The following is a 12,042-nucleotide window of genomic DNA, read 5'->3' on the forward strand; positions in this document are numbered from 1 at the left end:
CAAGCTGCGGGGTTAAAAGAATAACCGCTTAAGTGCCAGCCCTGGATCGCTTTCGCGCATAAAGGCTTCGCCAACCAGGAACCCGTTAACGTTGTGGTCACGCATTAGTTCAACGTCATCGCGGGTATGGATACCCGATTCGGTAATCACCGTCACACCCTCTGGAATGCGCGGCAGCAGATCAAGGGTGGTATTTAGGCTGGTTTCAAAGGTATGCAGGTTGCGGTTATTGATGCCGACCAGCTTTAGATCCAGCGTCAGGGCGCGCTCAAGCTCCTCGGCGTCATGCACCTCGACCAATACATCCATCCCCAACTGGTTGGCCTGCTGGTGCAGGTCGCGCAGTTGTGCATCGTCCAGGGCAGCAACAATCAGCAGAATACAGTCCGAACCAATCGCCCGAGCTTCACACACCTGGTAGCCGTGGGTGATAAAGTCCTTGCGAATCACCGGCAGCGTGCAGACATCCCGAGCGGCAATGAGATAGTCTTCATGGCCTTGGAAAAAATCGGCGTCGGTAAGCACGGAGAGACAGGCAGCGCCGCCCTGGGCGTAGCTTTTGGCGATATCCGAGGGGTGAAACTCTTCACGAATAACCCCCTTTGAGGGCGAGGCTTTTTTCACTTCGGCGATAATCGCCGGATCACCCGTTGCAATGCGCGTATTAAGCGCTTCAATAAAGCCACGCGGGGCGCTCTGCTCCTCCCCGAGGGCAAGCAGATCCGCCTCTGAAACGGCCTGACGGCGCTCAGCCACTTCTTGGTCTTTGCGAGCAAGAATGCGCGTTAAAATAGTTGGCGTTGCCTGTTGAGTCATGCTGATCTCTTTTTTCAAACTTATTTTGTTTAAGAACCTACTACTTAAAAACACTGGTGAAGTGCGAAAGCTCTTTAAGCTTTTCAAGCGGCAGTTTGGAGGCTTGCGCGTCCTGGGCCACCATCACCCCCTCTTTTAACGTATCTGCAACGCCCGAACAGTAAAGCGCGGCCCCGGCGTTTAGCGCGACCATATCGGCAGCGGCACCGTCACCGGAAAGCGCTGCCTTGACCAAGCGCAGACTGTCTTCAGCACTGGCGGCTTTCAGCGTTGCCAGGCTCTGGCGCTCAATGCCCAGCTCTTCAGGCGTAATGGTGTACTGGGTAATCTCACCCTCTTTTAGCTCAGCTACCAAGGTGGGGCTGGCCAGAGAGATCTCGTCTAGACCGTCCTCGGAGTGGACGACCATCACGTGGCGGCTGCCCAAGGTTTTCAGCACTTCCGCCATCAATGGCACTAATTCTGGGGCGTAAACACCCAGTACTTGGTTGGGTGCGCCAGCAGGGTTGGTCAGCGGGCCCAAAATATTAAACAGCGTGCGAACGCCCATCTCCCGACGTGGCCCAATCGCATAGCGCATGGCCGGGTGATGATTGGGCGCAAACATAAAGCCGACCCCTACCTGCTCGATACAGCGCGCTACTTGCTCTGGTTTCAGATCAAGATAAATACCCGCCACATCGAACAAATCAGCACTGCCTGAGGAGGACGAAACGCTGCGATTACCATGCTTGGCAACGTGCGCACCGGCAGCAGCAGCAACAAAACTGGCAGCGGTTGAAACGTTAAAAAGATTCGCGCCATCGCCACCAGTGCCGACGATATCCACAATGTTTTCTGCCTTCAGTTCAACGCGCTTCATTAGCTCGCGCATTACCTGGGCAGCGGCGCTAATTTCAATGGCGCTTTCGCCCTTCATGGCTAGGCCTACCAGTAGGCCGCCAATTTGCGCATCAGTGGCATCGCCGGTCATGATCTGGCGCATCAAAGCGTGCATGGCATCGAAAGAGAGGTCTTCGCGGCGCATTACCGCATTAATCGCGTCTCGCATTTGCATGAGCAGAGGAGCCCCTAAAGCGTGTGAAACCGGCAATTAGCCGCGTTTTAAAAAGTTGGCCAACAGCTCATGGCCTTGGCGGGTAAGAATCGACTCAGGATGAAACTGTACCCCTTCGATATCCAGCTCGCGGTGGCGCAGCCCCATGACTAGACCGGGGGTCACATCGTCGTCGCCGGTCCAGGCGGTCATTTCCAGGCAATCAGGCAGCGACTCTTTATCGACCACCAGCGAGTGATAGCGGGTTACTTCAACAGGGTTATCCAGCCCTTCGAACACGCCTTGGTTATCGTGCAGCACGGCTGATGTTTTGCCATGCATAACCTGCGGGGCGCGAACCACCTTGCCACCGTAAACCTGGCCAATCGCCTGGTGACCCAGGCACACGCCCAAAATAGGCAGCTTGCCGGCAAAGTGCTCGATAGCAGCCATGGAGATCCCCGCCTCATTGGGCGTGCAGGGCCCCGGCGACACTACCAAATGCGTTGGCGCCAGCGCTTCGATCTGCTCAATGGTGATTTCGTCATTACGATGAGTGATCACTTCTGCGCCCAGCTCGCCCAGATACTGCACGATGTTGAACGTGAAGCTGTCATAGTTATCCAGCATAAGGACTTTCTGAGCCATAACTGCTTGATACTCCTATTACTATCATTGCAATGGCTCATGCGTTACCCAGGTCGGTAATGTGTTGCCATCTACTTAATGCCTTCGATGATACCGCAACCAAGCGCTCTATTGCAGGGGTTAAGTATCGCCTCGGCTCAGCCGACAGGCCGCATACTTAAACTCTGGGATTTTGCCATAGGGGTCGAGGGCCGGATTGGTGAGCAAATTGGCGGCAGCTTCGGCGTAGGCGAACGGCACAAACACCATGCCATCGGGAATTTTTGGGTCGACCCGTGCGGCGAGTGTAATGTTGCCACGCCGGGTCGTAATGGTGAGTGGGTCTCCCGGCGAAACGCCTAAACGAATGAGCTCCCCCGGGGACAGACTGGCGACGGCATCAGGCTCCAGCGCATCCAATACCACACTACGCCGCGTCATCGATCCTGTATGCCAATGCTCCAGCTGTCGACCGGTGGTCAGCACTGTGGGGTAGTCGTCGTCTACCGGCTCATCCGGTGGTAAAGGTCGTGTAGGGGCAAACTTGGCACGACCACCCGCGCGAGGGAAAGCGTCACTAAACACCACGTCTTGCCCGGGAGCATCCTCGGCGGCACAGGGATAGGTGACCGACCCCTCCCGCGTCAAGCGCTCCCAACTGATGTGATTCAGTGATGCCATGCCCTGCTTCATCTCTTCAAAAACGTCGCCAGGATGTTGGTACTCCCACCCCAGACCGAAGCGATTGGCGATCTCTTGAATAATCCACCAGTCGGGCTTGGCTTGACCAGGTAGCGGTAGTGCCATGCGGCCCAACTGAACCTGGCGATTGGTATTGGTGACCGTGCCCTCTTTTTCCGGCCAGGCGGAAGCGGGCAGAATCACATCGGCAAATTGTGCGGTTTCGGTGACAAACAGATCCTGCACTACCAAATGTTCCAGTTTGCCCAGCGCCGCACGGGCGTGATGTAAATCCGGGTCAGACATTGCCGGGTTTTCGCCCAGAATGTACATACCGCGCACTTGTCCGCCGTGAATAGCATCCATAATTTCTACCACCGTGAGGCCCGGCTGGGCATCCAGTGGCATGCTCCACAGCTCCTCAAAGGCCGCGCGCAGCTGAGCATCGCCTACCGGCTGGTAGTCCGGCAGCACCATCGGGATCAAGCCTGCATCCGAGGCACCCTGCACGTTGTTTTGCCCACGTAGTGGATGGAGGCCGGTACCAGAGCGGCCAGTATGACCACAGGCCAGCGCCAGCGAGATCAGGCAGCGGGCGTTGTCAGTACCGTGGGTATGCTGGGAGATACCCATGCCCCAGAAGATCATTGCCTTCTCGGCACTGGCATAGCGCCGGGCAATATCACGAATCACGGCAGGCTCAACGCCGCATAACTCGCTCATCGCTTCTGGCATGCTCATCGCCACACTCTGCTTCAGCGCTTCAAAGCCTTCGGTGTGGGCGGCAATATACGTTTCGTTATACAACCCTTCGGCAATAATCACGTGAAGAATGGCGTTGAACAGTGCCACATCGGCGCCCGGCTTAAAACGCACGCTCAGTGTGGCGTAGGCATCCAACGCCTGGCCGCGGGGGTCGAGAATAATGATATCGGTGCCGTTCTTGGCCGCCTGTTTGAAAAACGTTGCGGCCACGGGGTGATTAACTGCCGGGTTGCAGCCAGTGAGAATGACGACATCCGCCTCCAACGCTTGCATAAAAGAGGCGGTTACCGCACCAGAGCCTAGGCACTCCATCAGCGCTGCCACCGAGCTTGCATGACATAGTCGCGTGCAGTGATCGACATTGTTGTTGCCAAAGCCGGTGCGTACCAGTTTTTGGAACAACCACGCCTCTTCATTAGAGCACTTGGCGCTACCAAACCCTGCCAGGGCCTTGGGGCCATGCTCGGTTTTAAGCGTAACCAAACCGCCGGCTGCAGACGCTAGCGCCTCTTCCCAGGTTGCCTCCCGAAAGTGGGTGAGAGGCTGGGCTGGATCAAAGGCAGGATCCAAGCTTTTCGGAACGCCGGGCTTGCGAATCAGCGGGGTGGTCAATCGCGCCGGGTGATTAGGATAATCAAAACCAAAACGGCCTTTTACGCATAACCGGTTATGGTTAGAGGGGCCGTCGCGTCCTTCCACGAAGGCGATGACATCGTCTTTGATGTGGTAGGTCAGCTGGCAGCCCACGCCGCAGTATGGGCAAACTGAATCGACTTGGCGGTCGACTGCCTTTGAATCACCCTGCCCCGTGGCGTTCATTAGCGTCGCTGGCATTAAAGCGCCTGTCGGGCATGCCTGGACGCACTCGCCGCAGCCGACACAGGTGCTTGAGCCCATAGGATCGTCAAAATCGAACACAATTTTGGATACAGCACCGCGGTGTGCAATGCCAATAACATCGTTACTCTGTACCTCACGGCAAGCGCGCACGCAGAGCGTACACTCAATGCAGGCGTCTAAATTGACCTGCATGGCAGGATGGCTGGCGTCGGTCGTTTTATCCAAGCTCACCAACCCTTCACGACTTGGCGGTAGCCAGGCTTTTACGGCGTCCTCTGCAACACCTAGCTGGTCGGCCATTGCCCAAAAGTGACTGGAGCGATCTGGACTCTTCTCACGAGAGGGCTGATCCGCCATCAGCAGTTCCAGCACGCCTTCCCGAGCGACTTTTACGCGCTCAGAGCTGGCGCTATACACCACCATATTAGGCACAGCCTCGCGCAGACAGCTCGCCGTTAAGGCACGCTCCCCCTCCACCTCAACCATGCAGACACGGCAGTTGCCGTCGGCACGGTAGCCGGGGGCATCTTTAAAGCACAGGTGGGGAATGGTTTCTCCGGCACGTTTGGCGACCTGCCAAAGGGTTTCACCGGAGTAAGCGGTGACTTCATGACCATCCAGTGTTAGCGCAAAAGAAGCAGTCATGGCGTCCCCCTTTCAGCAACAGGTTCTGCGGCATCGCTGACAATAATCTGCTGTTGATCTAGCTCGGCTCGAAAATCTTTCAGCAACCCCAACACGGGATTGGGCGCTGCTTGACCCAAACCGCAAATCGAGGCGTCCTGCATCACCTGCGCCAGTCGGGTCAGTTGGCCGACATCCCAATCGTCACGCTCCAGCAGGGTCAGCATTTTTTCTGTGCCTACACGGCAAGGAGTGCACTGTCCGCAAGACTCGTCGGCAAAAAAAGCCAGTAGATTGGTCGCCACTGCCTGCAGGTTATCCTGCTGGGAAAGCACGATCACTGCTGCCGAGCCAATAAAGCAGCCATGATCCTGAAGCGTATCGAAATCCAGCGGGATATCCGCTTTGCTGGCGGGCAATATACCGCCCGATGCACCACCGGGCAGGTAAGCTGCCAACTGATGGCCCTCGGCCATGCCGCCGCAGTGCTCATCAATCAGTTCGCGCAGTGTGATGCCCGCAGGGGCCAAATGAACGCCCGGATGTTTGACCCGACCAGAGACCGAAAAACTGCGTAGCCCAGAACGACCGTTGCGGCCTTGCTTAGCAAACCAGTCGGCGCCCCTATGCCAAATCGGTGCTATCCAATACACAGTCTCCACATTATTGACCAACGTCGGGCGGCCAAATAGCCCTTGCTGTGCCACATAGGGCGGGCGGTGGCGTGGCTTACCAGGCTTACCTTCCAGCGACTCAATCAGCGCCGACTCTTCGCCGCAAATATAGGCCCCGGCACCGCGGCGTAATACGATATACCCGGCAGCAATTAGCCCTGCTTGCTCAAGCTCCCCAATCGCTTCGCGCAGCACGCGATGCAAGCCTGGATACTCGTCGCGTAGATAAATATATAGAGCCTGAGCTTCAATCGCCCAGGCGCTGATTAGAGCGCCTTCTAAAAACTGATGGGGTGATTTTTCAAGGTGGTAGCGATCTTTAAAGGTGCCCGGCTCGCCTTCGTCAGCATTGATAACGCAGTAACGGGGCCCCAGTTCCTGGCGCACAAAGTGCCATTTTTTAAAAGTAGGAAAGCCTGCGCCGCCAAGGCCTCTCAAGCCCGCACTTTCAAGGGTGGTCATGAGTGCGTTAACGCCTATACTGCCTGTCCGGCACTCGGCAAGAAGCTGATAGCCGCCCTCCTTCTGATACGTCTCCAGGCGTTGCCATAAAATTGCCTCTGGATGAAAGTGGCCCGTATCCACAATAGCTTCTACGCCTTCCGGTGTCGCAAACTGCACATGATGATGACCCACTTCCACCACTGGCGCGCTATCGCAACGCCCCATGCAGGGCGCACGCAGAACGCGCACCTTCTGAGGGTCAAAGCCTGCTTCCAGTTTGGCCTTCAACTGGGTTGCCCCGGCCAGTTGACAGGAAAGCGAATCGCATACCCGCACCGTGGTATCCGGCGGCGGCGTTTGGCCGTCATGTATCACATCAAAATGGGCGTAAAAGGTGGCGGTCTCGTACACTGCCGCCATAGGGAGATTCATATACGCGGCTAATGCGCGCAGCTCAACCATCGATAAATGGCCATGAGCATCCTGAATAGCGTGCAAATGTTCCAGCAACTGATCACGTTGGCGCAAGCCAGGCTGCAGTCGCTCATCACCCAACAGCGCCCTTAAAGTCACCAGCGCTACTGGCGATAGATCGCGGCCCTTGGGGTGGCCGCGCCGACGCCGCGAAGAAGAAACCGTTTGGTCTGTCATAAGGCACGCTATGCTTAGGAGTGTAATACTGTTCAGCATAGTGGCACTTGCCCTTAGAGGGAATGCTTCCTTGGGCAATACCTCTCTCTCTCGTTTTCCCGTTAGGCTGGAACTGGCAACGTGCCAGCACAGTCTTTATTATCTGCCGTCCTTTGCAGCAGTTTCTGCAATATTTTCTAGCCAGTTAGGAGCGTGGGATGTCAAAGCGGTTTACCTGGGTATGTGCGCTCTTATTGGTCACGCTGCTGAGCGCTACGCCAGCTTTTGCCTCTACATCACTACGCGTTATCGCCTCATTTTCAGTGATGGAGGAGTTGGTTAAACGCGTGGCGGGCGATTTGGTCAACGTTAGCGTCATTGTGCCTGCGGGTGAAGACGTTCACCGCTGGGAGTTAACGCCACCCAATGTCCTCGCGCTAGAAGAAACCCATATTGTGTTCTATAACGGATTGGGCTTAGAGCCTTGGATACGCCATGTGGAAGCGATGTCCGACGATCAATTGACGCTAGTGGAAGTGGCTAACAAGGCTGACTATGCGCCGCTAATGATCTCGACCGGGCAATACAAAGGCGAGCCAGACCCGCACATGTGGATGGATCCCGACGGTGCCGCCGCTTACATAGAGGTCATTGCTGAAACTCTGGCTGAGCACCTGCCCGAGCAGGCCGATGAATTTTATGCTCGCGCTGAAGAAGCTCGCAAGGCGTTGGCCTCTCTAAAACAAGCGGTCAAAGAGCGGCTGGAGGGCATTCCCCAAACCAACCGCACGCTGCTGACTAGCGAAGCGAGCTTTGGCTATTTCGCTCGCGCCTTTTCCTTTGAAGCACTCGGTGTTTGGGGAGTTAATCACGAGACGCTGGGCAGTGCCCAGGCAATGGCCAAGATGAGCGAATATCTTGCGGAGAATCGTCCTCGCCCTTCGGCACTATTTTTTGAAAGCACGACGCCTAGTATTCATATGGATGCCCTGTCACGCGAGACATCGCTCCCCCTCGCAGGCCCGCTGTATGTCGACTCGCTGAGCGGTGCAGACGGCCCGGCTGCCAACTACTCAGCTATGTTGCATCATAATGCTGAAGTCATGCACACCGCTCTGGGGGGCGCAACGGCCGAGTAATTGGCCGTTGCGTTTTTTAACAGAACAGGCAGCTAAAGGTTATCTAATCCCCGCTCCGCCATGGCCACTGCACGGAAAATCGCACGTCCTTTGTTCAGCGTTTCCTGCCACTCCATTTCGGGCACGGAGTCAGCAACAATGCCTGCGCCAGCCTGCACGTGGAGCTGGCCGTCTTTAATCACCGCAGTGCGAATGGCAATCGCAGTATCCATGTTGCCGTGCCAGGAGAGATAGCCAACGGCCCCAGAGTAAATGCCGCGCTTAACCGGCTCTACTTCATCAATGATTTCCAGTGCACGAATTTTAGGCGCGCCGGACACCGTGCCCGCGGGAAAAGTTGCCCGCAGCGCGTCCATCGCGGTTAAGCCTGGTTTGAGCTTGCCTGTCACATTAGAGACGATATGCATGACGTGAGAGTAGCGCTCGACCACCATCTGGTCGGTCACTTCTACACTGCCTGTTTGGCAAATTCTGCCCACATCGTTGCGGCCCAAATCGATCAGCATGAGATGTTCGGCCAGCTCTTTAGGATCGGCCAGCAAATCTGCTTCCAAGGCGTCGTCTTCTTCTTCGGATTTACCGCGTTTACGGGTGCCGGCAATGGGCCGAACGGTAACCTCGCCCTCTTCCATGCGGGTCAGAATTTCGGGCGACGAGCCCACCACGTGGTGATCGTCCAAGTTGAAGAAGAACATATACGGCGATGGATTGAGGCTGCGCAGGGCCCGGTATAGATCCAGCGGCGACGCCTGATAGGGAATCGACATACGCTGAGAAGGCACACACTGCATGATATCGCCGGCCAGCACATACTCTTTGATTTTATCAACGGCAGCTTTAAAACCCTGCTCGGTAAAGCCTGAGTTAAAGTCGCTCTCTTTCACCGGCTGCCGACCGCTGCCTGCATTATTCGGGCTGATATGCGCTTCGCGCAGGCGGGTTTCGAGGTGTTTCAGATGCGTCTGGCCACGCTCAAGGGCTTCCGGTTCGGCAGGATCAACATGGGTCCAAATCGTCAGACGCCCTGAAAGGTTGTCGAAGACCACAAAGTCATTGCACACCATGAGCAGAATATCGGGCACGTTCAGCGGGTCGGGCTTATCCGCACCACCGCGCAAGCGCGGCTCAATATAGCGAATCGTGTCGTAACCGAAGTAACCAACCAAACCGCCATCGAAACGTGGCTGAGCATCTAGCTTGGGCACTTTGAAACGGCTCTGGAATGTCTCAATCCATGCCAGCGGATCCTCCACTTCGGCGACACCGACGGTTTCACCCTCTTTGATATGGCGAACCGTAAAGCCGCGCACTTCAATGCGTTCATGGCTGGGCAAGCCAATCATCGAGTAGCGCCCCCATTTCTCACCGCCCTGTACCGACTCAAACAAGAAGGTCCAGGGAGTATTCGCCAGCTTTAAATAGGTAGATAGCGGCGTATCTAGATCAGCGAGTACGTCACGCGAAACAGGGATTCGGTTGTAGCCTGCCTGGCTAAGCTCTTGAAAACGTTCCGGGGTCATCATTAAGCGGTCCTTGTCGCATGGGGTGCGGTCATCAGTAATTCAGTTAATGAGCCGAGTACTAAATCGGGCTGGCTCTGTTCAATCGGCTCACCGTGATTGTAGCCATAGGGCAGTGCCAGGGTAGTAAAACCCGCCGCCTTACCGGCAGCGATATCGTGACGAGAATCGCCCACCATCACACACTCAGAGGGTGAAACTTGGCAGGTACCAGCAGCGTGCAGCAGCGGCAAAGGGTGGGGCTTTTTCTCAGTCAGTGAATCACCGCCAATACATAGCGTGAAGTAGTCCAACAACTCAAAGTGATTCAAAATCGGCTCAATAAAACGCGCTGGCTTGTTGGTGATCAGCACGAGCGTCAGGCCTTTATCATGCAGTGTCTGAAGCGTTTGCCTTACGCCAGAATAAAGGGTCGTAAGGGCATTGGGGGCCGCGCCGTAGTGCGCCATAAAAATCTGAAATGCACGCTCTTGAAACGCTGGTTCAGGCGCCATTTGAAGCGCCCAGGTTAATGCTCTTTCAACTAACACCGGTGCACCATTGCCGACCCAATCACGTACCTCTGCTTCGCTCGGTTCACAAAGATTGAGTTCACTTAGCGTGAGCGCTATCGCGGCAGCAAGGTCAGGCACTGAATCAATCAACGTACCATCCAAGTCGAATGCAATCAGTCGTTTACCTTGGAGTACAGTGTGTAGTCCTGAATATAGTATTGAATGCACCTTACATTGCCCTCTTGCTTCATTCGCGGCTTAATACCTTTGCAGGCGCCGCCACGCTATTAGCCTGTCAGAAAAATTTTAAATACCGTCGTTAAAGACCGACTTTCAGGATAGCCCGACTTGTTGGCCAACCATCTTACCTGCTCAAGGCAAACTTTCGCATTAGTAACAAGCCGAAGAAACTTCTATGCTTGGGCTAATTTAGCCAAGGAGATAGTAATGGCCATCCCCAGAATTGTGATTGTTGGTGGCGGCGCGGGCGGATTAGCACTCGCGACGCAGTTAGGCCGTACATTAGGAAAACGTAAACGCGCAGAAATTGTCCTACTCGATCGTAACACCACCCATGTTTGGAAACCGCTGCTTCACGAGCTGGCCACTGGCGTGCTGAACTCAAGCATGGATGAAGTGGACTATCGCGGGCACTCGTCGGCTCACTTTTACCGCTACCAACGCGGCTCGCTAACGGGCATAAACCGCGAAAAGCGCTTGCTGCAGTTAGCACCCATCCAGGATGAAGATGGCGAAGAGGTACTCCCCGCCCGAGAGCTAAGTTATGACTATTTGGTGATGGCACTGGGCAGCGTTTCAAACGATTTTGGCACGCCCGGCGTGGCCGAGCACTGCCACTTTATAGATTCGCCACAGCAAGCCAAAGCGTTCCAGCGCGATATGATCAATACCTTCCTACGCTATACCGACCCAGCCTTGCGCCAGCACACCCAACTGACCATTGGAATCGTTGGCGGCGGTGCAACGGGGGTAGAACTTGCCGCGGAGTTATTCGATGCGTCGCGCATGCTCAATGCCTATGGAGTGACGGCGTTAGATCACCAGCAAATCAGCGTGCACTTATTGGAAGCGGCACCACGCTTGCTGCCAGGGCTTTCCGAGCGGGTGAGCCAAACGGTGAGAGTTGAGTTGGAAAGCATGGGCGTGACCGTTCACACCGACACGGCGATCAAAGAAGCTCAGGCCCATCAACTGGTCACCCATGACGGTGAAGAGATCAAGACCGATATCAACGTTTGGGCAGCGGGCATTAAAGCGCCTCCGTTTCTAGCAGAGCTTGGCCTTTCCACCAACAGTAAAAATCAGATTAACGTCGCCGCCACGCTGCAAAGCGTGGATGACGAAAGCATTTTTGCCCTGGGTGATTGCGCCAGTTGCCCCATGGGAGAAAGCGGCACTGTGCCGCCTCGTGCTCAGGCGGCCCACCAGCAGGCTAAACTGCTGGCAAAAAACCTGGTCAACCAGTTAGAGGGGAAGCCACTTAATAATTTCCGCTACCGCGATTACGGCTCGCTGGTATCACTGGCGCGCTATGATGCGGTGGGCAACTTAATGCGAAGTGGCGCCTCCAAAGGGTTGTTTTTAGAGGGCTGGCTGGCACGCCAAGCCTACGCTTCACTTTACCGCATGCATCAACTTTCGATTCACGGGGCACCAAAAACAGGGTTGTCCTGGCTAGTGGACAAACTCAACAAGTATTTAAAACCGCGTATGAAATTGCACTAAACGCCC

The 12,042-nt window shown here is 55.5% G+C and carries 9 protein-coding genes; 2 read left to right on the plus strand and 7 right to left on the minus strand.

Translation table 11 applies throughout. The annotated features are described in order from the left end of the window. Positions 1-12 precede the first annotated feature (12 nt). The 5 genes from trpC to AC5TBW_RS12075 all read right to left on the minus strand — a co-directional run bounded on the left by trpC (position 13) and on the right by AC5TBW_RS12075 (position 7,158). Positions 13-816 carry an indole-3-glycerol phosphate synthase TrpC gene (trpC, locus tag AC5TBW_RS12055; RefSeq protein WP_495508797.1) on the minus strand — a complete coding sequence of 268 codons (804 nt, stop codon included), beginning with the start codon at positions 814-816 and terminating at the stop codon, positions 13-15. Between the two features lie 40 nt (positions 817-856). Beyond that, positions 857-1,873, minus strand: a complete 1,017-nt coding sequence (gene trpD, locus AC5TBW_RS12060) for an anthranilate phosphoribosyltransferase (protein WP_495508798.1) — start codon at positions 1,871-1,873, stop codon at positions 857-859. A 36-nt stretch (positions 1,874-1,909) separates the two neighbouring features. Next, positions 1,910-2,500, minus strand: coding sequence for an anthranilate synthase component II (locus AC5TBW_RS12065; protein WP_495508799.1), 591 nt, complete (start codon positions 2,498-2,500; stop codon positions 1,910-1,912). 120 nt (positions 2,501-2,620) lie between these two features. Continuing rightward, on the minus strand, positions 2,621-5,410 hold the full coding sequence (fdhF, locus tag AC5TBW_RS12070; RefSeq protein ID WP_495508800.1) for a formate dehydrogenase subunit alpha: 2,790 nt from the start codon (positions 5,408-5,410) through the stop codon (positions 2,621-2,623). Continuing rightward, positions 5,407-7,158 carry an NAD(P)H-dependent oxidoreductase subunit E gene (locus tag AC5TBW_RS12075; protein ID WP_495508801.1) on the minus strand — a complete coding sequence of 584 codons (1,752 nt, stop codon included), beginning with the start codon at positions 7,156-7,158 and terminating at the stop codon, positions 5,407-5,409. Before AC5TBW_RS12075 ends, fdhF begins: the two co-directional genes overlap by 4 nt. Positions 7,159-7,355: 197 nt before the next feature. Between AC5TBW_RS12075 and AC5TBW_RS12080 the strand changes: the two genes are divergently transcribed. Continuing rightward, the gene (locus tag AC5TBW_RS12080) at positions 7,356-8,276 is read left to right on the plus strand and encodes a metal ABC transporter substrate-binding protein (RefSeq protein WP_495508802.1); all 921 of its coding nucleotides are present in this window, start codon (positions 7,356-7,358) and stop codon (positions 8,274-8,276) included. 32 nt (positions 8,277-8,308) lie between these two features. Here AC5TBW_RS12080 and trpE read toward each other — a convergent pair whose 3' ends face one another. Together trpE and AC5TBW_RS12090 are read right to left on the minus strand one after the other, a co-directional pair. Beyond that, entirely contained in the window at positions 8,309-9,796 is a 1,488-nt protein-coding gene (gene trpE, locus AC5TBW_RS12085) for an anthranilate synthase component I (protein WP_495511962.1), read from the minus strand. A 2-nt stretch (positions 9,797-9,798) separates the two neighbouring features. Next, positions 9,799-10,518, minus strand: a complete 720-nt coding sequence (locus AC5TBW_RS12090; RefSeq protein ID WP_495508803.1) for a phosphoglycolate phosphatase — start codon at positions 10,516-10,518, stop codon at positions 9,799-9,801. A gap of 219 nt (positions 10,519-10,737) precedes the next feature. Between AC5TBW_RS12090 and AC5TBW_RS12095 the strand changes: the two genes are divergently transcribed. Further along, positions 10,738-12,036 carry an NAD(P)/FAD-dependent oxidoreductase gene (locus AC5TBW_RS12095; protein ID WP_495508804.1) on the plus strand — a complete coding sequence of 433 codons (1,299 nt, stop codon included), beginning with the start codon at positions 10,738-10,740 and terminating at the stop codon, positions 12,034-12,036. The last annotated feature ends 6 nt before the right edge of the window (positions 12,037-12,042 follow it).

It is taken from the genome of Vreelandella sp. ssv (genome assembly GCF_059448525.1).

Coding starts and splice junctions, on each gene's coding strand:
- trpC (WP_495508797.1), bottom strand. CDS start 816: ATGACTCAACAGGCAACGCCAACTATTTTAACGCGCATTCTTGCTCGC.
- trpD (WP_495508798.1), bottom strand. CDS start 1,873: ATGCAAATGCGAGACGCGATTAATGCGGTAATGCGCCGCGAAGACCTC.
- AC5TBW_RS12065 (WP_495508799.1), bottom strand. CDS start 2,500: ATGGCTCAGAAAGTCCTTATGCTGGATAACTATGACAGCTTCACGTTC.
- fdhF (WP_495508800.1), bottom strand. CDS start 5,410: ATGACTGCTTCTTTTGCGCTAACACTGGATGGTCATGAAGTCACCGCT.
- AC5TBW_RS12075 (WP_495508801.1), bottom strand. CDS start 7,158: ATGACAGACCAAACGGTTTCTTCTTCGCGGCGTCGGCGCGGCCACCCC.
- AC5TBW_RS12080 (WP_495508802.1), top strand. CDS start 7,356: ATGTCAAAGCGGTTTACCTGGGTATGTGCGCTCTTATTGGTCACGCTG.
- trpE (WP_495511962.1), bottom strand. CDS start 9,796: ATGACCCCGGAACGTTTTCAAGAGCTTAGCCAGGCAGGCTACAACCGA.
- AC5TBW_RS12095 (WP_495508804.1), top strand. CDS start 10,738: ATGGCCATCCCCAGAATTGTGATTGTTGGTGGCGGCGCGGGCGGATTA.